24 protein-coding genes are annotated in these 22,035 nt (G+C 35.3%); 9 read left to right on the top strand and 15 right to left on the bottom strand.

The annotated features are described in order from the left end of the window. Nucleotides 1–25: 25 nt before the first annotated feature. The 4 genes from A8L32_RS22640 to A8L32_RS22655 all read left to right on the top strand — a co-directional run bounded on the left by A8L32_RS22640 (nt 26) and on the right by A8L32_RS22655 (nt 2,439). On the top strand, nt 26–568 hold the full coding sequence (locus A8L32_RS22640; protein ID WP_066633560.1) for a YceI family protein: 543 nt from the start codon (nt 26–28) through the stop codon (nt 566–568). 11 nt (nt 569–579) lie between these two features. Beyond that, nucleotides 580–1,008, top strand: a complete 429-nt coding sequence (locus tag A8L32_RS22645) for an OB-fold protein (RefSeq protein ID WP_066633563.1) — start codon at nt 580–582, stop codon at nt 1,006–1,008. 102 nt (nt 1,009–1,110) lie between these two features. Next, nucleotides 1,111–1,650: a hypothetical protein gene (locus A8L32_RS22650; RefSeq protein ID WP_066633565.1), complete on the top strand. Its 540-nt coding sequence runs from the start codon at nt 1,111–1,113 to the stop codon at nt 1,648–1,650. Between the two features lie 249 nt (nt 1,651–1,899). Beyond that, nucleotides 1,900–2,439 carry a hypothetical protein gene (locus A8L32_RS22655; protein WP_066633567.1) on the top strand — a complete coding sequence of 180 codons (540 nt, stop codon included), beginning with the start codon at nt 1,900–1,902 and terminating at the stop codon, nt 2,437–2,439. Between the two features lie 118 nt (nt 2,440–2,557). On the opposite strand, the gene A8L32_RS22660 is transcribed toward A8L32_RS22655, so the two are convergent. After that, nucleotides 2,558–3,703 (bottom strand): universal stress protein, encoded by a 1,146-nt coding sequence (locus A8L32_RS22660; RefSeq protein WP_066633569.1) that lies wholly within the window; start codon nt 3,701–3,703, stop codon nt 2,558–2,560. Nucleotides 3,704–3,960: 257 nt separating this feature from the next. Between A8L32_RS22660 and A8L32_RS22665 the strand changes: the two genes are divergently transcribed. Further along, nucleotides 3,961–4,326 carry a SpoIIAA family protein gene (locus tag A8L32_RS22665; RefSeq protein WP_066633571.1) on the top strand — a complete coding sequence of 122 codons (366 nt, stop codon included), beginning with the start codon at nt 3,961–3,963 and terminating at the stop codon, nt 4,324–4,326. Nucleotides 4,327–4,422: 96 nt separating this feature from the next. Here the strand turns inward: A8L32_RS22665 and A8L32_RS22670 are convergent, their stop codons facing one another. From A8L32_RS22670 to porW, 5 genes are all read right to left on the bottom strand, one after another. Continuing rightward, nucleotides 4,423–4,824: a hemerythrin domain-containing protein gene (locus tag A8L32_RS22670; protein ID WP_066633573.1), complete on the bottom strand. Its 402-nt coding sequence runs from the start codon at nt 4,822–4,824 to the stop codon at nt 4,423–4,425. Nucleotides 4,825–5,011: 187 nt separating this feature from the next. Then, nucleotides 5,012–5,548 carry a hypothetical protein gene (locus A8L32_RS22675; protein ID WP_066633574.1) on the bottom strand — a complete coding sequence of 179 codons (537 nt, stop codon included), beginning with the start codon at nt 5,546–5,548 and terminating at the stop codon, nt 5,012–5,014. A gap of 60 nt (nt 5,549–5,608) precedes the next feature. After that, complete coding sequence (gene tsaE / locus A8L32_RS22680) at nt 5,609–6,040, bottom strand: tRNA (adenosine(37)-N6)-threonylcarbamoyltransferase complex ATPase subunit type 1 TsaE (RefSeq protein ID WP_066633577.1); 432 nt, start codon at nt 6,038–6,040, stop codon at nt 5,609–5,611. Between the two features lie 29 nt (nt 6,041–6,069). Then, on the bottom strand, nt 6,070–7,635 hold the full coding sequence (gene porX / locus A8L32_RS22685) for a T9SS response regulator signal transducer PorX (protein WP_066633581.1): 1,566 nt from the start codon (nt 7,633–7,635) through the stop codon (nt 6,070–6,072). Nucleotides 7,636–7,645: 10 nt separating this feature from the next. After that, complete coding sequence (gene porW / locus A8L32_RS22690) at nt 7,646–11,140, bottom strand: type IX secretion system periplasmic lipoprotein PorW/SprE (protein WP_143525211.1); 3,495 nt, start codon at nt 11,138–11,140, stop codon at nt 7,646–7,648. A 194-nt stretch (nt 11,141–11,334) separates the two neighbouring features. Between porW and A8L32_RS22695 the strand changes: the two genes are divergently transcribed. Continuing rightward, nucleotides 11,335–12,693 (top strand): sigma-54-dependent transcriptional regulator, encoded by a 1,359-nt coding sequence (locus tag A8L32_RS22695; protein ID WP_066633585.1) that lies wholly within the window; start codon nt 11,335–11,337, stop codon nt 12,691–12,693. 47 nt (nt 12,694–12,740) lie between these two features. Here the strand turns inward: A8L32_RS22695 and A8L32_RS22700 are convergent, their stop codons facing one another. The 9 genes from A8L32_RS22700 to A8L32_RS22740 all read right to left on the bottom strand — a co-directional run bounded on the left by A8L32_RS22700 (nt 12,741) and on the right by A8L32_RS22740 (nt 19,418). After that, the gene (locus A8L32_RS22700; protein ID WP_066633587.1) at nt 12,741–12,977 is read right to left on the bottom strand and encodes a CDGSH iron-sulfur domain-containing protein; all 237 of its coding nucleotides are present in this window, start codon (nt 12,975–12,977) and stop codon (nt 12,741–12,743) included. A gap of 99 nt (nt 12,978–13,076) precedes the next feature. Then, nucleotides 13,077–13,775: an HAD family hydrolase gene (locus A8L32_RS22705; RefSeq protein WP_066633592.1), complete on the bottom strand. Its 699-nt coding sequence runs from the start codon at nt 13,773–13,775 to the stop codon at nt 13,077–13,079. Between the two features lie 80 nt (nt 13,776–13,855). Continuing rightward, complete coding sequence (locus A8L32_RS22710; RefSeq protein WP_066633595.1) at nt 13,856–14,095, bottom strand: NifU family protein; 240 nt, start codon at nt 14,093–14,095, stop codon at nt 13,856–13,858. Nucleotides 14,096–14,097: 2 nt separating this feature from the next. Then, nucleotides 14,098–15,207, bottom strand: a complete 1,110-nt coding sequence (locus A8L32_RS22715) for an Mrp/NBP35 family ATP-binding protein (protein WP_066633598.1) — start codon at nt 15,205–15,207, stop codon at nt 14,098–14,100. A 153-nt stretch (nt 15,208–15,360) separates the two neighbouring features. Further along, complete coding sequence (locus tag A8L32_RS22720; RefSeq protein ID WP_198931838.1) at nt 15,361–15,699, bottom strand: MGMT family protein; 339 nt, start codon at nt 15,697–15,699, stop codon at nt 15,361–15,363. A gap of 11 nt (nt 15,700–15,710) precedes the next feature. Next, nucleotides 15,711–16,478, bottom strand: a complete 768-nt coding sequence (gene trmB, locus A8L32_RS22725; protein WP_066633602.1) for a tRNA (guanosine(46)-N7)-methyltransferase TrmB — start codon at nt 16,476–16,478, stop codon at nt 15,711–15,713. Between the two features lie 93 nt (nt 16,479–16,571). Next, nucleotides 16,572–17,051, bottom strand: coding sequence for a gliding motility lipoprotein GldH (locus A8L32_RS22730; RefSeq protein WP_066633605.1), 480 nt, complete (start codon nt 17,049–17,051; stop codon nt 16,572–16,574). Further along, the gene (locus tag A8L32_RS22735; RefSeq protein ID WP_066633606.1) at nt 17,038–18,177 is read right to left on the bottom strand and encodes a PSP1 domain-containing protein; all 1,140 of its coding nucleotides are present in this window, start codon (nt 18,175–18,177) and stop codon (nt 17,038–17,040) included. Before A8L32_RS22735 ends, A8L32_RS22730 begins: the two co-directional genes overlap by 14 nt. Before the next feature lie 104 nt (nt 18,178–18,281). Then, nucleotides 18,282–19,418 carry a DNA polymerase III subunit gene (locus tag A8L32_RS22740; protein ID WP_066633607.1) on the bottom strand — a complete coding sequence of 379 codons (1,137 nt, stop codon included), beginning with the start codon at nt 19,416–19,418 and terminating at the stop codon, nt 18,282–18,284. A gap of 133 nt (nt 19,419–19,551) precedes the next feature. On the opposite strand from A8L32_RS22740, the gene A8L32_RS22745 reads away from it, so the two are divergent. The 3 genes from A8L32_RS22745 (at nt 19,552) to A8L32_RS22755 (ending at nt 21,983) form a co-directional block, all read left to right on the top strand. After that, a complete protein-coding gene (locus A8L32_RS22745) occupies nt 19,552–20,331 on the top strand; it encodes a radical SAM protein (protein WP_066633613.1) in 780 nt (259 codons plus the stop codon). Between the two features lie 2 nt (nt 20,332–20,333). Continuing rightward, nucleotides 20,334–21,338 carry a glycosyltransferase gene (locus tag A8L32_RS22750; RefSeq protein WP_143525212.1) on the top strand — a complete coding sequence of 335 codons (1,005 nt, stop codon included), beginning with the start codon at nt 20,334–20,336 and terminating at the stop codon, nt 21,336–21,338. A 177-nt stretch (nt 21,339–21,515) separates the two neighbouring features. Then, on the top strand, nt 21,516–21,983 hold the full coding sequence (locus tag A8L32_RS22755) for a hypothetical protein (RefSeq protein ID WP_066633620.1): 468 nt from the start codon (nt 21,516–21,518) through the stop codon (nt 21,981–21,983). The last annotated feature ends 52 nt before the right edge of the window (nt 21,984–22,035 follow it).

A 22,035-nucleotide genomic window follows, 5' to 3' on the forward strand; every position in this document is an offset into this window, starting at 1 on the left:
GTACTGATCACTTAAAACTATTACGATGAAAATATACCTATTGATGTTACTTATGCTAGGATGCACTGCATTACAAGCTCAAAAATACATGACCAAAACAGGCTACATAAAATTTTACTCGCACTCTCCTATTGAGGATATAGAGGCAGAAAACGAGGAAGTAGCAGCAATATTAAATGGTGAAACAGGCGCGTTAACGTTTGCTTTACTCATTAAATCATTTGAATTTGAGAAAGCCCTCATGCAAGAGCATTTCAACGAAAACTATTTAGAATCGGATGAATATCCCAAAGCTATATTTAAAGGACAAATCAAAGATTTTTCATCTAAACTAGTTAAAGAGGAAGGGGAGCATAAAGTAAATGTTACAGGTGAGCTTACCCTACATGGAGAAACCAACACCATTAATGCTTCAGCCACATTAACCGTGAGTAAAGATGGCGTATTAGGTGCTACACAATTCATTGTAAAACCTGAAGACTATCGTATTAGAATACCCAATGCTGTGCGCAACAATATTGCCAAAGAGATTGAAGTAACCGTGCGCGTTGACTTACAAGAACGCTAAAAACAAATGCCATGAATAAAAAGATAATCTTACTGTTTATAGGCGCCATTGCTATTTCTGCAGGAATTATTGCCTACCTGCAATACAATAAACCTCATATCAATTACGAAAAAGCTTCTGTTGATTTAACAACAACAGCTGATGCTTTATTACAGGCTTTTGAGCATAACGAAACAATTGCCAATCAGCAGTATTTAAACAGGGTGGTTGAGGTTAGTGGCAAACCTATTTCGGCTCATACAAATCCCAACGGATCGGTAACCATTGCATTGCTCGATGAGCTGCAAGGTGTTTCCTGCACATTTGATTCCGCTTACGTAAGCCAACACCTCAGTTCTTTTGCTCAGGTTAAAGAAGTAAGCTCACTTGTTATAAAAGGAAGGTGCGATGGCTTTTTAACGGATGTAAGACTATCCAAGTGCTCATTCACTCATAAATAAACCAATGACTTTTTTATTAACCATAGAATAGTTTAGCGCAACAGGACTTCAATGCACGCAAGTTTTAAGGCGCTCACGCTATTCTATAAAAACCATAATTAAATGAAAGTAAATAATGTATTTAAGACAATGGCTATGTTATTAGCCGTAACTCTTTTTGTGAGTTGTTCAGATGACGATGACAAAAAAGATGAAGGTCCTGATGAAATTATGATTACGCAAGCACAGTTGAATGCAGCCACCAACATGTTAGCAACAGAAACTGGAGGTACGTTTGCTCATGGTGGTCCGGATGGTACAACAGGTAGTGAAACCGTGCGTAAAATATATTCATCCGTGACAGATCTCGACGGCACAATTGCTCCTGGTACTATCGTTACTAAAAAAACGTATGCTTTAGATGGCGAGGGTAATATGGGTAATTTATACGTTTCGTTTGCCATGGTAAAACGCGAGCCGGGTTATGATACAGCCAATAAAGATTGGGAGTATATGAAAATTGGCTTTGATGCAGACAACGATTATGATGCCAATCCGTTTGGTATGTTACCTGCAGAAGGTAGTGCTGATCGTGGTAAGTTAGCAGGATGTATTGGTTGCCATACCGGAGCAGGAGGCGGCGACTTTTTGTTTGTGAACTAATAGAAGTCAAAGGTTAATTTTTATTAAGGCTCATTGGAATTTTCCGATGAGCCTTCTTTTTATAGAATACTCTTGATATTAACTAAACCGTTTGCAAATTGGTGAGGGTATTATTGTCTTTGCCATTGGAGCTTGGTTGCTAAAAAAAGAATTTGATAAATCCGATCCTATTAGCGAATAGTCGTCATATTCAGTATTTATACGCAACCCATAGCTTTTTAAACTATCATAGCTACAAACACTAAAACTATGATACAAAAACACTTGAACTACGTACTCATTGTAATTCTATGCATATTCTCTTTAGGTTGCGAAAAAGATGCCACTAGTTCTGGTGGTAAAGTTGAATTATACCTAGTGGACACCTTTTCAACCATTGGAAACTCCTCTCAAATAGATGAAGCTACAATTAAAACTAAAACATTGCCTCTAATAGAGTATTCCGACTTTTTATCATATAATCCAACATCTTACACCTTTGCTTTATCTGACAAAGCCAGAAGTGTAATAAAAGATATGGAGCTTTCTGTGCACGGGGTTCCTTTTGCTATTAAAGCGAACAATGCATTTATTTATTCAGGATATTTTTGGCCAAGTATTTCATCTACTAGTTGCGATTGGCTAGTGATAGACCCTTTAATGACCTATTCAGAAAATGCAATTGAAGTTCGACTAGGTTACCCAGGACTTCTTTCTGGAATGGAGATTCCAGACAAAAGAAATGATAGCAGAATTATTAATATATTTAAAGACGACAATAAACTAGCCAGTGGCTGGCACTTTAATTAAGGCTATTGGTATTTATTATTTACTCATATAAAAAGATTACATATTAAAACAACAAATCCCCTGCCGCACATCGACAGGGGATTATTTATTCTTGATAAAAATTTATCCAGATCAATACTTAAATTTTCAAACCCTTCCTTAAGTCCAACTCTATCTTTTTATCCCACAAGCGATTTAACACCTGTAAAGATTGTTTCTTATATTTTTCAGCTAATTCGTCCTCTCCTATCTTTTTATATAGTTTGCTTAACTTATTTAAAGTAGGTAAGTGAATATCATTTATTTGCAAACAAATTTTAAGCTGATCGATTGCCTCTTGATAGTAACCTGTAGCTTCTAGTCTTTCGGCTTGCTGTAAATGAAGTTCCAGTTCAGAAATATCGTTATCAATTTTAAGCTCAATAATGTCCTCTGTTTTTGTTACTATTAAAGAACAATGTAGTTCCTTAATGATTAATTCGGTAACACTACCTAGTACCATTCTTTGCAAATAAGATTTACCTGTAGCTCCCATAAAAATTAAATCAATACCATTTTGCTTGCTAAAGGATAATATTTCGGAGTGAGGTTTTCCTTTTAATACAAACACCTCATAATCTACGTCAGTAAAGTCAAAATCTTTTAAAAATGCATCTAACTCTTCTTTATTTTCCTTCTTTAGCTTATCATTTTCCTCATCATAATCAATTTCAAGGCGGATGGATAAGCGCTCTTGCAATGGCTCAAAAACATTTACTACAAACAACTTCGATCCAAAGGTTCTTGCTAATTTAATGGCATTATTTAAGGCTGTTGCTGAGGCCGTTGAAAAATCAACAGGACAAAGCACCTGTTTTACCTCATTAATGCTTTCAGAATCTACAAACAATACAGGCTTTAATGATCGCTGTAATATTTTCTCAGAATGTACATTAACCTTCTTATCTTCCTTAAAATACTCGGCACTTTTAGTTACCACAATTAAATTCACATCCTCTTTTTCCGAAAGATGAATAATTTGATCTAATGGATTTCCGTACTGAATGATGCTTCGGGCTTTAATACCTTTTGCCTGCAATTCATCAACAAACGCTTGCAGTTTGGGCTCGGCATAACGAAGCACTATTGAATTAATGGAATTTAGCTTTGCCTCCTTAGGCAGTACATGAAGTAACAATAATTCAGATTGCATTTTACTGGCCAATTTAGAGGCTGCAAAAATTTGCTTTGTAATAGCTGTATTTTCTAAATCTATTGGGACTAATATTTTTTCTAATAGTTTCATTGGTATAATAATTTGTAAAACGCTTATAGCCAACGCAAAATACAATCACATTTCAATATGCTTGATTATTTGCTTTGGATATGTCTGTTTCGTCTTTTAAGTTTTCAACATTAAAACTAGTCATTATGTTCATGCTACGCAATTGGGCTCTATTATTTATAGATTAATAATACAATTTAAACCACATTACACAAAACAAGCCACTAATATAAAAGAGTTCGCAGATTTTTATTATTTTGAAAACAAAAATCTATACTATGTCAGAAAGAGTTAGTTTAATAGAACACAAAGGAGCTAAAGTAGCTTATCTGAATTTCTCAGGATTAAAAACAATTGAAGAGGCTGAAAAAGCCATACAAGAGAGTAAAAACTATATTCGTATTCAGCCTGAAAACTCTGTATTAACCTTATCAAACATGGAAAATATGCATTTTAATAGTGATATTAAAAATGAGTTTTCCACTTTTATTGGAGGTAACAAACCCTACGTAAAAGCAGGCGCTGTAATTGGTCTATCGGGCTTATTACGCATAATATATAACGGCGTAAATAAAATAACGGGCCGTAATATAAAGTCTTTTGATACAAAAGAAGATGCACTTGACTGGCTAAGTATGCAATAGTATATAAATGTTCATTTCTCCAGATTAATGATCTGGAGAAAATGCTACGCTATCATAGAAGCATCGCTAGGACAATACTTAGAGACCTTATTTGCTTTAAGCAGTCTTATCGTATAGCTTATACAGAATATTTTCCTCTCTGCTTATTCTACCCGCTAGCGTGGATACTAATTTACCAAAGTTCTGAGCGTACTCCATAGGTGTAAACGCATCCTTTTCTATCTGATCGAAAAAGAACAGCACAAATTGGGTGATCTCATCCATATCCTGAGCAAATATTTTGAGTTTCCTCTCACAATCCTCATCCGTTTCTCCCCGTTTTTTCAATGAAGGATATAATTCTTTATCTTCTTTATGTAGGTGGAGCAATAAAGCTCCTTTGGCTTGTATAAGTAGTTCCTTAGATTCTTCTGATGAAACACCTAAAGACTTTACTTTAGTCAGTATTTCAACTAAAGCAGCATGCTCTTTTTTTAATTGTTCAATCAAGTTGCTCATACTCTTTTTTATTTCTGTTTATAAAACAATTATCCTATACCGTTATAAGATAGTATTTTAATACGAGTATGAATAATGATTAATCCTGAAATATTAAAAATGAACTAGATTAAACGTTGCGTTTAAAACGTCAAAAGCCACAATACTTGTATTGCAGCTTTTGATATTTGCTTATGTAAGAGATACTCTATTCTAACCAAGAAAATGAGCTTATTCGAACCCCTTGATAACAGTCATCTTGACAACCATCTGGTACAAAACCACATAAATTCATCAATCCATTACTTTCGGTTTCAAAATATAAAGTATTATCGCAAGGACAAGCCACTAAAAACTCGCTGGCACACGATTCGTATAATTCGTCAATACTAACTGGCTTTGCTCCTTTTTCATGATCTCCAACCTCATCTCCTACTTCTTTATAGGATTCTAATTGAATTTCACCAGAAGCTCCTTCATCGGCATTAAATTCGGTATAGGTACGCTCGGTAACTACGCCTTCTTCCACCTTAAATGTAGTTGTACTTCCAAATCCCGTCCACGAGGTAAATGTAGTTTCGTACTCATACGAATTACCATTTTCCTTTTTCATGTCGTTCCAAAAGGACTTACTCTTGTTATAAGAAATTCCACTCTCACCTTTTATGTTATCAAAAGGATCTCCATCTTCTTTTTTACATCCTGCTATCAGGATAAAAGCAAGTAATAATACAGCTAATCTCATAGTTTATTATTTTACCATATTGATGGTGATTATACAATAAGGTTGCTTCAATAGGTTTCATTATTTAAGCACTTGGCTTACTACATTAATTTGTCTGGTCATATCTTCTAAAACAGTCACCGTTACATCATACCTTTTGGCAGGTAACAAAGAAGAAATCTTCTCAGGCCACTCTACAAAACAATAGCTATCCGAATAAAAGTAATCTTCATAGCCAAGGTCAAATGCTTCTTCTTCTTCCTTTAGACGATAAAAATCGAAATGATAAACCTTATCGTCCTTATCGGTATTATACTCGTTTACAATAGCAAACGAAGGACTATTCACTACATCTACCACTTTTAACTGCTCGCATAAAGCCTGTACAAAAGTTGTTTTTCCAGCGCCCATTGAACCGTAAAAACAAAATACTCCGGGTTGATTGTATGTATTGATAAAGTCTTTTGCTACTTGGTCAATGTTGTCTAATGAAGAAATTAAAAACGTACTCATTCTTTTAATTGTTTGCCCAGCTAAGCTGGTTAATTATTCTTTGGTGATAAAACGATATATGGAATTAACATTTCTTCCATAGAAATACCTCCGTGTTGGAAAGTATCTTTATAATAACTCACATAATGGTTATAATTATTAGGATAGGCTAAAAAATCGTCGTTGGCTGCAAATATATAACTTGTTGAAACATTTACCTTAGGTAATTGAATCTCTTCTGGCTTAGTTACTGCAAAAACTTCCTTCTCATTATAATTCAAATTTTTGCCTTGCTTATAACGAAGGTTAGTGGTTGTATTTTTGTCGCCCACTACCTTTAAAGGATTTTTTACCCGTATTGTTCCGTGGTCGGTAGTGATAATTACTTTCACGTTCTCATTCTCCAACTTGCTCATTAAATCATTCATCACAGAATGCAAAAACCACGATTTACTTAATGATCGATAAGCCGACTCATCATAAGCCAGTTCTTTAATCATCTTGCTCTCGGTGCGCGAATGTGATAACATATCCACAAAATTAAATACTACGGCAGAAAGGTCAGCATCTAATAATTGAGAATAATTATCCATTAACTCCTTGCCCGATTCCATATTACTCACCTTTTGATACGAGTGTGTATACTTGGTTCTGAATCTTTCAAGAAAAGTTCCAATCAGCTCGTCTTCAAATTGATTTTTGCTACCTTCCTCATGCTCATCGAGCCAATACTGAGGATATAACTTTTTAATTTGCGCAGGCATTAATCCCGAAAACAGACTATTACGAGCATATTGGGTAGCCGTAGGTAAAATACTGCTATAAATCTCTTCCTTCTCCAGGCGATAACCTTTGAGTACATCTTGCTTAATCATTAACCATTGATCAAACCTGAAGTTATCAATCACCAGCATCACTACCTTTTCTCCACTCTCTAATAAAGGCAATGTAACGTCCTTCATAAACTGATGGGACATTAAGGGTGCATCATCATCCACTCCTTCAATCCAATCGATATAATTACGTTTTATAAACTTGGTAAAAGCATGGTTGGCATCTGTTTTTTGCATTTTAAGTACCTCGTCCATCTCACCTTTGGTTTCCTCCAGCTCAATTTCCCAATAATTAAGTTGCTTATATACTTCAGCCCATTCCTTAAATGTATATGAGTCGTTTATTTTAAGACCTATCCTACCAAATTCTGTTTGATAACTGCTCGTTGTTCTTTCTGCGACCAAGCGATGCTGATCCACATGCTTTTTAATCGTTAGCAATATTTGGTTCGGATTAACAGGTTTAATTAGGTAATCGGATATTTTGCTGCCAATGGCCTGGTCCATGATATTTTCCTCTTCACTCTTGGTAATCATGACCACAGGTATTTCAGGCATCATATTTTTCAGTTTACTTAATACCTCTAAACCACTTAAACCAGGCATGTTTTCATCTAAAAAAATCAAATCAAAACGCTCCTCTTCAACCATAACCAAAGCGTCGTGACCATTGTTGGCCGTTTTGACCTCAAAACCCTTTTCCTGCAAATAAAGTATATGAGCTTTTAAAAGATCTATTTCGTCATCAACCCATAGAATATTTACTTTTTTTGCATCTACCATCCTCTGTTATTTAGTAATTAGATTTATAAAATGTATCGTATGCTGTAAAAGATTCCTCATCCGTTAATCTGGATAAGTTATTATCCGTTATGGCCCATAAATAATGTTTCGCCCTAGAGATTTCACGCATCAAAAAGCTATTTAGTTTTACCTTATTCAGATAATCCTGCACTTCTTTAGCTGTCGCAAATCCTTTTACAGTAATGTTAAAGTAATCACTTCCCTTTTTATCCGATTCAACTTGATATTTAGTACCGTAATTACTCTTGGTATAGTTTTTAAAGATGAGTCCCGTTCTGTCGGTATTGATTTTCCCTTTTTTAAATAGGATAACAGCGATATGTTCGCCTTCCTCTTTTACAAAGTTAACCGATGGTTTCTCAATAATACTTTCTTCAACCACAGGTTCTTCCACAACTGCTGACTCTTCTTTTGCAGTTTCTACAACAGGCTCTTCTTCTTTAGTCGCTGTTTCTACTTGGCTTTCGGGTATAGTTGGAGCTTCTAGCTCTTTGGTCACAACCTCCTCTTTTTGCTCGGGTTCATTTGTAACAGGTGTTACAGGTTCCTTTTTCTCTACTATAGGTTCTGCTACCTTTTCTTCTACCACCGGTTTTTGAGCTTCCGCAGCTGCTTTCTTTTCTTCAGCTTGTTTTCGCAAGATTTCTTCCTGTGCTTCCTTTTCCGCTTCAATTACTGCACGTTCTGCTGCAATTCTTTCCTCTTTTAAATTTTTAAAGGCATCCGCAGATAAATAATTCTCATTGAAAAACTCGTCATATCCCATCTTATCTCCCGACGAAAGCAAGTATTCAATATTTTTATCGTGAATTACATACAGCTGCTTTTGTTTTAAATTTTCTACCTCAAAAATATCATCACGCTCTCTTATCGAATAAAAATAATCCAGTGCTTCTAATCTGTTTTGAAAGCCTTTAACGGCAAACAAAGGTGTTCCATCAGGTAAAGTAGCCGAGGTCATTTCATAATCATTCAGCAAAAATTTAGAAAAGTTATAATCGGCAATATTAAACTTCAGTCTGTTTAAATCAGCCTCCTCGTTAACCATTAAAATAAGTGCATGTGTAGATTTATGGTCGATAACATAAGAACTGGCTATATCTTTAAGAACATCTTCGTTACCCAATTCTACTTGTTCCTTTTTAAACTCCTCTTTACGCGTTGCTACTAAATTGGAGTTTACAGGACCTTTCACAGGCGTTCTCCCACTCTCGAATTGCGCAAGCATTTCAGCTGCTAAAGGAGCTACTTCGCTATCCGAATAATTATCCTTTACATCGGTTAATAGGCTTTTAAACTGTGATAAATCTCCCACCTTGGCATGACTTAAACCAGCAATAAATTTAAACTTCGGTATCAATGGGTTTTCTTCATCAATATTGATAGCACGATCAAGGTTAGCCACTGGCACATTAAATTCGTTGAATAAATAACTGCCATAAGTATCTTGATACAATTTCTCCATTTCCTTTTCACGCGCCTCTCTTTTCTCAAAGTAATCAGGATCGTTTAGGAAGGCCGTAAATTCTCCATCCGGAAATTCACGCACCAACTGATTTTTAACTCTATCCATGCCACTAGCATCATCTTGCTTATCGTAGCATATGTATAAATTCATTAACGCATCCTCTTTATAATGAGAATTTGGATATCGAGTTGCCAGCTCATCAAATGCTTTAATGGCAAATGGAATATTAGCTAACTCATCTTTATAAATTAAGCCTTGATTTAATAAGCCCTCTTGAATTTTTAAATGCGCTTGCTCCAACTTCTCTGGGCTCGAAGGCAAATCTTTTAAATAAGCCTCTCTGCTCAATGGACTTGAAGCCTGCTGTTTATCTGCCACATCTTTTAATACCTCATTCGCTGTTGAATCTTGCGAATCAGGCAAATCTCCGAATGGAGCATCAGGCAGTCCAATATCATTAACATCCTCTACTACTACTTCCTTATTTATTCTACGCCAGTTATCCTCATTTTTTCTTCTTCCCCATCTCTTCTCAAACTCCAACTTACCCATACCAACAGAGGTTTGGTTATAAAAATACCATTTACCTCCTTGCGAATTCTGGTTCATTCCCTGGCTCATCATAGGGTCGTAGAACAATCCTGCATCATTACCTTGAGCCAACAAGGCTTTTTCCTCTTCTTGTTTTTTCTTTTCCTGAGCAATTATATCATCTATTAAAGCTAAGCGAGCTTGCTCAGGCATCTCCATCAATGCGATTAAACTATCTTCACGTTCAACCACCTCAATATTAGAAACCAAATTGCCTAAACTTTTATGGCGCTCCTCAATGATTTCTATTCCTGGGTAATTTTCATTTAAGTTAATCACCGCAGAATCTAAGTTGTAATAGGCTGGTTTGTATTCAGGCCTATCGTAATAAATCTCTGACAATTCAAAAAAGGACATCCCTTTTTGATGCATATTATCCGTACTCTTTTTAATGGATAACAAGAAATTATCCATAGCCAGGTCTTCTTGTTCCTCGGCTTTGTATGCCATGGCTAAAGCGTAATAAATCTGATCTTCATAGTCTATGTTACGCTTATCTCTGAGTAGTTTTTTAATCTCTTTTTTAACTGACACCAAACCACCTTCCTCAAATAAAACACCCGCTCTATTTACCTTGGCATTAAAGGCCATTTCGTATGGAGGGTTAGATTTGATAACCGCCTCGTAGGCTTTACTTGCTTTGGCATATTGCTTTTGTTTTTGATAAACCTGCGCCAAAATAAAGTTAAGTCGTCTATGATAATACTTGGACCATGCACCTGCAACTGCTTCCTCTAAAAATGGGATGGCCTCTTCGTATTTTCCTTGTCGTAAATAAAAGTCGGCATAGGATGCAGCATAAAAACCAAATAATGCAGAAGGTGCCTTTCCTTCTATATCATATGCTTCCAATAAAATTTTAGCTTGTGTAAAATCATTTTGCTCAATAGCCGATCGTGCATTCCAAATTTCTGCTTCGCACCATTCTGGTCCATCCTGAAACTCACGAAACATATAGGCAAAACTCTGTTGCGCTTGGTAGTACTCATGTTTGTAAAACTGAGATTTACCAATCATTAAATAAGCATTATCAACCCATTTATTAAATTCGTTCTGGCTAAGAAACTTTTTATACTTTACCGATTGGTCATCTCTTTTATTTTTGGGCTTTTTACGAATAGAATGCTTTTTTATAAGCTTGGTTCCTTTTTCAATGGCTCTATCCATTTGGCTACTGGCTACTTGTTCGCTTCCTGTTTTAGATTCAGGAAAAACCATTAACACCTGCGTATAATCATCCTCATTGGCCTCCTCTATAGACTTTACTCCATCTTTAAAACTTTCGTTTCCATTAAAGTAAACATTATAATGAGCGGTTAAGTTATGATAGCCCCTGCTTAATGAAGTATTCTTTTTGGTGGAACACCCCCACAAAATAACAAGCAGAAGTAGAAAATATATCTTTTTATAGGTCATTCGTTTCATTACGCGATTTTTAGGCAGCTTCCATCTCAATTAAAACTGCCTTTATACAAAAATATTATATCAAAAAATTAAAAACTCACCTCAGCCATAAACAATTTTAATATATTGTACCTTGTTTTTAGAAGGCGGTGAATTCCTCTTTTGGATTAATAAAAAACAAATATATTTGAATTATCACAAAAAGTTAGCTATTAATGAAAATTCATGTAGTAGAAGACGATAGGGTTTTTAATAAATTGATTGAGCATTCATTGTCGTTAAATCCAGATTTTGAGATTGACACGTTTTTTGATGGTGCTTCTTTTTTCAAACATTTGCCAGATAACCCTGATGTGGTAACTTTAGATTTAGGGCTGCCTGACTTTACAGGTGACGAAATTCTCAAAAAAATAAAAAAGTACAATCCTGACATTGAAGTCATTATGATTTCAGGACAGGATAGTATTACTACTGCAGTAAACCTACTGAAGGAAGGTGCCTACGATTATATTGCTAAAGATGAAAATATAAAAGACCGCCTTTTAAACAGCGTTAACAACATTCGAAACAAAAAGAAATTACTGGATGAAATTTCGCAATTAAAAAGTGAGATTGCCACCAAATATAATTTTGGGAATGCCATTATAGGTGACAGCCCCGTAATGAAAGAAGTTTTTGCCTTGCTTGAGAAAGCGGTAAAAGTCCCTAACATCAATGTTTCGGTATATGGGGACACAGGGACAGGTAAGGAACTAGTTGCTAAAACCATCCATTATAACTCAGTCAGAAAATCAAAGCCTTTTATAGCTGTTAACATGGGAGCAATTCCTCGTGACTTAATAGAAAGCGAACTCTTTGGGCACGAGAAAGGAGCTTTTACAGGCGCTATCATGACCAAAAAAGGTAAATTTGAAGAAGCTGAAGGAGGAACTATATTTCTAGATGAAATTGGAGAAATGGACATTAACCTTCAGGTGAAATTACTGCGCGTACTTCAAGAACGTGAGATTACGCGTGTTGGTGGTAACGAGGTTATTAAAGTAAATACCCGAATTGTTACTGCTACCAACAAAGACTTGATGGACGAAGTGAAAAAAGGAAACTTCAGGGAAGATTTATATTATCGTCTTCTAGGTTTACCTATTCACCTACCTCCTTTAAAGGATAGACAAAATGACATCATCACATTAAGTCAGTTTTTCTTGAATAGCTTTTGTGAAGACAACAAACTTGAGCCGATGGCATTTACTTCCAGAGCTAAAAAGAAGTTATTGGGATATGCATTTCCTGGAAATGTTCGTGAGCTAAAAGCCATCATTGAGTTAAGCGCCGTGATGGCTAGTTCTCAACAAATTGACGAAGAAAATATTCTTTTTAACTCCAACAATACAGAGTTAGATATTTTGGCGGAAGAGATGAGCCTAAAGGAATATACTGAAAGAATCATTCGTCATTACCTAAGACAATACGATAACAATGTACTTAAGGTGGCCAAAAAACTGGACATCGGAAAATCCACTATCTACAACATGATAAAACGCGAAAAAGATAGTGAAGTGGAGAAATTGGAGTAATGACCATTGAATTAAATCTTCAACGGTCGTTTTAAATTTTTCAAGGATTATAGCTTATTATGGGTTCCATCGCACATTGGTTTATTTCCTGTCTTTTTACAACCACATAAATAATGTTTTCCCGATTTTTCTGGAACATATTCTACCGGAGAAAATTCTGTGCCTTGGTGAGAACCGTCACAAAACGGTTGATTAGCACTCTGGCCGCAAGCGCACCAATAAACTGATAAACCTTCTTTTAAATCAACTTCGAACGGACTCTTTTGAGCAATCTTGGGTTCCATAATATGTAGCTTTAATTAAAATCAGAAACTCAAGTTACAACATCTACTTCAGAATGTAAATGTTACTTATAATATTCTGGGTTTGTTTTTAAGTGATACTTACAACCCTAATGCAATCATCAACTCAGAAGCTTTATCTAACTCCCAAAAGTTTTCTAACTCCTCTGAATGTTCAACATGCTCATGAATCCAAGTGGTATGAAAAGGAATATGTACTGCAGAACCACCCAATTTTAGTACTGGAAAAATATCTGACTTTAAGGAGTTCCCAATCATTAAAAAATCCTTTGCTTCAATTTCAAGATGGGCCAATAGCTTTTTATAATTATCCTCTTGCTTATCACTCATCACCTCAATATGATGGAAGTATTTCTCTAGGTTTGAACGACGTAATTTTCGTTCCTGATCGAGTAGATCGCCCTTAGTAGCCACAATAAGTTTATAACCTTTTTCTGTTAGCTCTTTTAATACTCCCTCAATACCATCAATAAGAACCACTGGTTTATTGAGCAATTCCTTTCCTAAAGCAATAAGTTTAACAATCACCCCATTAGAAACCTTTCCTTTACTCAGTTCATTGGCTGCTTCTAACAAAGACAATATAAAACCTTTAATGCCATAGCCATAATCCTTTAGATTTGTAATTTCGGTATCGTACAAAGCTTTCATAGCCGTTTCTCTATCGGCAAAATCACTAATTAGCTCACAAAACACCTCCTCTGTTTCACGAAAAAAAGTTTCGTTCTCCCATAGGGTATCGTCCGCATCAAAACCAATATATTTGAATTGTTTATTCATTCTTTTTATTAATCGTGTATAAACAACAAAAGTCGATATTAATCGACCTCTGTTTTTATTTTTTTGTAATGATATCAAGCTTAATCTACAGCCAATACCTCTTTTACATTAGGCATGGCTTTTTTTACCACTTGCTCAATTCCGTTTTTCATGGTTTGGTAACTCATAGGGCAATCTACACAAGCCCCTAATAGCTTAACCTTAACCACTAAATCTTCCGAAACATCTACCAAAGAAATATCACCCCCATCTGCCTTTAAATAAGGTCTTATTTCTTCTAGAGCATCCTCAATTATCTTAAAGCGATTATTATTTTCCATAATTATTGCGTTTTAATTTCAACAATTTTAGTAGGAGGAAATTGATTATTGCGCTCCTCCATGGCATCTATTACTTTTTTAGCCACATCAGCAAAAGCAATACCTGTAGCACTCTCTTCATTTAAGGCAACCGGCTCTCCACCATCGCCACCTTCGCGAATACTTTGCACAATAGGAATTTGACCAAGCAATGGCACTTTTAATTCCTCAGCTAGCTTTTTACCACCATCTTTACCAAAGATATAGTATTTATTATCTGGCAATTCAGCAGGTGTAAACCAAGCCATATTCTCTACCAAACCTAAAATAGGAACATTGATATTCTTACTTTTAAACATGCTCACCCCCTTAATAGCATCAGCTAAAGCAACATCTTGAGGTGTCGTTACTATTACAGCACCATTAATTGATAAGGTTTGAACTAGCGTTAAATGTATATCGCTGGTTCCAGGCGGAAGGTCTAATAATAAATAATCTAAAGCTCCCCATTTTCCTTCCGATATTAACTGCTTCATCGCATTGGTAGCCATAGCACCACGCCAAATAGTAGCATCCTGAGGATTCACAAAGTATCCTATGGACAGCATTTTAACCCCATATTTTTCTACTGGAATAATACGGTCTTTTCCATCAATTTTATCCAAAAGAGGTTTCTCGTCCTCAGTTTTAAACATCTTAGGAACCGAAGGCCCAAAGATATCAGCATCTAATAAACCGACTTTATAACCTGCTTTAGCTAAGGCAACGGCTAAATTTGAAGTAACAGTTGATTTTCCAACACCTCCTTTACCCGAAGCTACAGCAATAATGTTTTTTACATCAGGCAATAGTTTAACTGGCTCGGCTTTAGCTCTAGGTTTAATCTTTATATAGATATTTCCTTCAATCTCAGCATCCTCACCTACGTAAGTTTTTACCGCTTGCACACATGCCTTCTTTAACGAAGGAATCATGGGGTCGTTAGGACGATCAAACAATAAACTAAAACTGATTTTTTTTCCATCAATCTTTACATCATCTTCCAGCATTTCAAGAGAAACAATATCCTTTCCTTTTCCAGGATGACGAACATGTTTTAGTGCATCTATAACCAACTGAGGATAAAAACTCATATTCTAAAATTTTAGTTATTATTTAATCACATACGATTTATCTAAAACCTTATGCTTATTTAATTTTATTAAAAATAAGGACAAATATACAATAGATTCAAATAACATGTATAACTGCCATTAAATATTTGTTAGAAACATGTAAAAAACGGATTAGATAATTTCCTTATCTAGCTCAAATGGGTCCCAGAAAACCTTCTCAAAGTCTACCACTTGGTCATCTTTCACTTTTATCCCTTCACTTTCAAGTAGCTCTTGCATTACTTTTTCACCTGCAAAAGCCGCTTTACCTGTCAGTAAACCTTTTCTGTTTAAAACTCGATGGGCTGGAATATTTTCACCACTTGAACCACATTTATTTAAAGCCCAACCAACCATTCTACTGGCTCTGGCTGTACCTAAATATTTAGCAATAGCACCATAAGAGGTCACTCTTCCGTACGGAATTAGCTTAACTACTTGATAAACTTGCTGAGAGAAATCTGCTTCCACAATAGTAAAATCTAATGCTTACTAGTTTTAGATTCTTCGGGCATTTTGGAGCCTCTATTATAGCTTCTGTACTCATCAAACTCAATTTCAATATCAGGTTCAATTAGTTCTTGCCCTTGAGGAATTTGAAATTTAATGTATTTGATTGGAATACCTTGCTCATAAAACTGCGATTCGTAAAACGTTTTTATAGATAATACTTTATCCACAATATCACTATTGTATAAATCTGTTTCATTAATCTCAGCAGGTAGCTTATTTTCTTTTACAACCGCATCTGTGTAGGTATACAAAAAGTTGCTATCTGTTTTAAGGTGAAGTAAACCCTGAGGTTTCAATATTTCACGATAGAAATTTAAGAACTTGGTTGAAGTTAAACGTTTGCGTGTTTTCTTCATTTGCGGATCAGGAAAAGTAATCCATATTTCATCCACTTCACCGGGTGCAAAAAAGGACGTGATCAACTCAATTTTAGCACGTATAAAAGCCACATTGGTCATTTCCTTCTGTAAAGCTTGGGTTGCCCCTGTATAAATGCGAGCTCCTTTAATATCCATCCCAATAAAATTCTTTTCAGGATACAGCTCACCTAAACCTACAGTATACTCGCCTTTACCACAACCTAACTCTAATACTAAAGGATGATCATTTTTAAAAAAAGATTCTTTCCATTTTCCTTTCATATGGAAATCTTCTCTGTTCGGCTCGTCAAACGAAGCCTGAAACACATGAGGATAAGTTTCCAACTTGGCAAACTTAAATAATTTATTCTTACCCACTTTACACTTAGTCTGCAGTTTCCAGCCTACAATTAGCAGTCATCAAATGCAGCCATTAAATACTGCGGACTGAGAACTGTGTACTGAATACTATTATTCTACTTCTATTATTTTAATACCCACCTCTGAAATGCCTGATAACACAGTATCTCGCATTCCTTGTATGAGATAATATTTATACAACCCTTCCTCGGGAAATTTGATATTAAGTTTATAAGGGTGAATACTTTTAAACTGATCACCACTCATATTACTCTTCCCAAACCAATCACCCGCATCGTTGGCTAATGTACATTCAATAGTATCTCTCTGTACATTTCCTGACGGAAACACAGCATCTACAAAAAGCCAAATATTACTGTAAGCGTATGACTTGCTATTATTGACTTGCAACAACAAATGACATGATTCGTTGAGGCTCGTAATTTCGCTTTTAAAAACCGCTACTGTATCTTTATGCCAGCCATCCTGAGGTACCTGAACCGTGCTATCGAACACCACACTTGGCCCACAAGAAAAAAGTGCCATAAGCAAGCTTATGGCACTCAAGATTACCATCTTATTTTTTATCATTTCTTCCCGAATTATTCTTATTCATCGGTTTTCTTCTTCTTTTTTTGCGATTCCTACTATTGTTTGATTTTTTAGGATCATCAAATCTAGAAATACTATCTTCTCCCACCACATTTTGATAATCTAGTGGCTTGACTTCTTTTTTGGTAAGTACCTTTTCATCCACCAAGTTATCCACTTTTTTCCCTTTACGGTTAGTACGAATAACTTCTTTCACTCTATCTACAGGCATCTCAACTAGGTTGGCTGGAATATATTTATCCGTAGAATACCACATTGCACGTTTAAAAATATCCGTTTTAAAGTGATAATATGTACCATCCTGTGTTTCTAATGGAATATTCGTTCTCGGAAAATCCTTTTGTGCATCGATATAAGCATCCAGTTCAAAGTTTAAGCAACACTTAAGCTTTCCACATTGTCCTGCTAATTTCTGAGGATTTAAAGAAATCTCCTGATAACGAGCAGCATTCGTGGTTACTGAAACAAAATTTGTTATCCAAGATGAACAGCACAACTCTCGTCCACAAGGACCAATACCGCCAATACGTCCAGCTTCCTGACGAGCACCAATTTGGCGCATTTCAATTCGCACTTTAAACCTATCTGCCAATACCTTAATAAGTTGACGAAAATCTACCCTTTCATCAGCAATATAATAGAAAATAGCTTTGGTTTTATCTCCCTGGTATTCTACATCACCAATTTTCATATTTAAATTGAGGTCAAGGGAAATTTTACGACTCTCAATCATGGTTTCGTGCTCCAGCTTTTTAGACTCTTCCCACTTTTCAAAATCAACAGGTTTTGCATGTCTATACACACGCTTAAAATCGTAATCTTTAATATTCATACGATTTTTCTTCATCTGCATCACGGCAATTTCTCCTGTACATGATACCGTTCCAATATCATGACCTGGAGAAGCTTCTACGGCAACTACATCTCCTTTGCCCAGCTTTAATCCATTGGTATTTTTAAAATATGATTTTCGGGTATTTTTAAATTGAATTTCAACTATATCTGATACATTGCAACTTTCAGGTACATCGGCCAACCAATCAAAAACATCAAGTTTACCGCACCTGTCAGAGCAACTACTACACTTTGACTGTACTTCTTCCATTCTTTAATTTTTATAAGATAAGCTTCCTTATCTTGAATATATATTAATTGCCTTTCGCATCTTTCCGTAATGGATCAATTACTTTAGGCTTTCTGTGCTCTACATTAATTCCCCTCTTTTATCGAAATAATCAGTTTTAATCCTAAATCGAATAAAACTACTTTACTATTTCCATTTTGTCCAATATGCGAATCGGCCAAAGCAAAATCATCGGCAATAGTTAATGCATTTTTATCATTAATAAATGGTGAAAACTTTTTTGACCATTCCATTTGCTGTGGGGTGAGATAAACAATATCAGGCTGCTTAAAGTTCATGATATAATTTTCTCGAATCATATTAATGGCGTAATTTAAAAAATTACGTTGCAATTCCCTTGGCTGTCGGCTCATTTCTTCCACCCAAGTTAACAAATCTCCTACTTTACGTCCATAGCTGTGGCGCATCATTTGAATAAACTTATCGAAGAAGAATTGATTCTCCTCACTCATTAGAACTTGCTCTTCTCCATAAACTAGGTTGCCGTTGGCCACTTTTGCTGCACCTTCGGCTTCATCTTCTGAAATCTGGTATTTATCCTGTAAATATCCTTGAATTTCAGATTGAGATAACGCTGGTATTTTTAGTTGCTGTGTACGAGATAGGATGGTGGATATCATCTCATCTGGCTTGTTAGAAACCAGAATAAAGACTGTACTCTGTGATGGTTCTTCCAGAATTTTCAGCAACTTATTTGAAGTTGCCTCGTTCATCTTTTCTGGCATCCATATAATCATGATTTTATGTTTACCTTCAAAGGTTTTTAAGCTCAGTTTTTTAATAATTTCTGAGCTTTCTGAAGTAAAAATAGCACCTTGTTTATTATCTCCTTCCTTACGAATTTGACTTAACCATTTGGTTAAACTAAAATAAGGTGTCTCATTCACAAGCGCTCTCCATTCGCTAATAAAAGTATCACTCACAGGATTACTGGCCGAATTACTTTTTATAACAGGAAAAACAAAGTGTAAATCGGGATGAACTAACTTGGCAAACTTTTTACACGAAGAACATGTTCCACACGAATCATTTTCTGTTGGATTTAAACAGTTTAAATACTGCGCAAAAGCAATAGCCATAGCTAACTTTCCATTACCCTCTGGACCTGTAAAAAGCAACGAATGACTCACACGGTTATCCTTTACCATGCGCACCAATCTTGACTTTACATCCTCCTGACCTACTACTTCTTGAAACAACATTAATTTGTGCGTTAATTTTGGAATCTGCCAAAGATAACAAAATCGTCATATAATTTAGCGATACCTTCATCTGGAATCAAGGTGATTTTAATTTTTCGAGTACATTTGCAAACAATACATGAAAATAATAAAAATGGGAACTTTTCTTTTCGATAAAATTATATTTGGACCAGTTCAAAGTAGGAGACTTGGTGTTTCATTGGGTATTAATCTACTACCGGTAAATAAAAAGATTTGCACCTTCGATTGCATTTATTGCGAATGTGGCTTTAATGGAGAGCAGGCTGGCATAATTACAAAAATGCCCACACGAGAAGAAGTTAAAACTGAACTTAAACAAGTGTTGACAAAAATGCAGGATGACAAGCAAGAACCCAATGTAATTACCTTTGCGGGAAATGGAGAACCTACCATGCATAAAGATTTTGAAAGCATCATTGATGACACCATTGAGTTAAGAAATTCCTTTTTTCCTGAAGCTAGGATTGCTGTTCTTTCAAATGCTACGTTAATACATAAAGAATCAGTAGTTAACGCGCTTAAAAGGATTGACGACAATATTTTAAAACTAGATTCAGGCCTTGAAGAAACGATTAAGACACTAGACCAACCCAACCCAGGGTTTACCTTACCCAATCTAACAAATAATCTAATCCAATTTAAAGGCCAGCTTACCATACAAACCATGTTTGTAACTGGCGAATACAATGGTGTAAAGATTGACAACACATCTTCAGAAGATGTTAGCGCTTGGCTGAAAATTATCACTGAGGTAAAGCCCAAAAGCGTAATGATTTATACCATTGAAAGAGATACTCCTGTAAAAGGCTTAACCAAAGTAGCATTAGAAAAACTTAAAGAAATTGCTTCCGAAGTAGAACAACTAGGAATCCCAACTCAAGTATCTGGCTAATTTTGGATAAAAAACTAACATATCTGGTTTGCCCTTTAAATTGGGGACTTGGTCATGCATCTCGTATGATTCCTATAGTTTATGACTTATTAGAGAAAGGTTATGAAGTAATTTTAGGAGGCGATGGCGATGCGCTAAAATTAATATCTCAAGAGTTCCCAACTTTAAAACAAATTAAAATTCCTGATATTAAAGTAAGTTTTAAATATCGTTGGATGACCTTAAACCTGCTATTACTCATCCCTAAAATCATTTTCTCTGCAGTAAGGGAGCATAAACTTATTAAGAAAATACAGAAGGTTAATTCAATAAATGTTATTATATCAGATAATAGGTATGGACTTTGGAATAAAGATGTCAAGTCAATATTTGTCTCACATCAAATCATGATTAAGCTTCCAAAGCCATTTAAGTCATTCGAATACTTTACTCACTTCATTATCAAAAAAGCCATCCTGCAGTTTAATGAATGCTGGATTCCTGATTATGAAAATCCCAACAAGTCAATAAGTGGAGATTTAAGTCATAAATATACACCTCCTTCCAATTCGAAATATATTGGCCCTCTAAGTAGGTACACAAACGTAGAAGCTAGCACAATCGACAAATCTTACGATATCGTTGCATTGTTATCTGGCCCTGAACCTCAGCGAACACAATTGGAACGAAAGCTTATTAAACTCATACAAAGCACTAAGTATAGAGCTATGGTTATCCAAGGAAAACCCAGCTCTAACAACAAGTCGATTCTCATCAACAATATAGAGGTTACTCCACACCTGCCTGCTGGTGTAATAAAATCGCTCATCCAGCAAAGCAAATTTGTGCTATGTCGGTCAGGATACACTAGCATTATGGATATTACACTGCTTAATTCCAAAGCATTAATCATACCCACTCCAAAACAAACAGAACAAGAATATCTTGCGAAGCACCTTAATTCTTCCTTCCATTCAATATCTCAAAAAAAGATAAATCTAGAAACGCTTAAGGCATTTGACTTATAGACACTAATGCTCAATTAATAATTGTTAAATAATTCTTATCTGTAACTTTTCGCCCGTTTGTTTCGTTTCAAAATATGTTCGTCAATTAATAATAACATTTTACCACGAAGAAGGTACAAAAAGGCAGTTGACAAGAGTAAATGATTTTATTGGTAAACGATTTCAAAAGTTAGAGAGATGATGTATGTATTAATAGCGATTTTAGCAGTGACACTTGTCACTTTAGCAATAACCCATAAATCGATTATGAGATTTATTGCAGAAAAAAGAGCATTACCAATTGTTGAAGACATTCTATTTTCAGAAAATAACAATAATAAAGAGGAAATATTACGCGAAATTCAGGAACTAACTAATTATCGTTTAAACGATGATTTAGTTATGGATTATTTTTACAAAATAAAAGGTTTGCAGGTGGTAAATATTAATCAACCTACTAATTTTTGGGTAAAGATGTACTTAACCAGTCCAACTAAAATAAAGCTTAACTATTTTGAACAAGTGAAATTTTACGAGAACTTTTTAAATTACGCTAGTAGTCAAAAAACACAAAAAGAATCAAAACTCAATAAAACCGCAAGTTCTTTTGAACGCAAAGTAAAAGCACAACTGTTGGGTAACCTTATCCCACAAAAATTGGCATAGATTACATTCTACAACTAACACCATACACATGAAAAAAACCAGTTCGAAACTC

Origin of the sequence: Labilibacter marinus (assembly GCF_001659685.2) — a bacterium.
Taxonomy (GTDB): Bacteria; Bacteroidota; Bacteroidia; order Bacteroidales; family Marinilabiliaceae; genus Saccharicrinis; species Saccharicrinis marinus.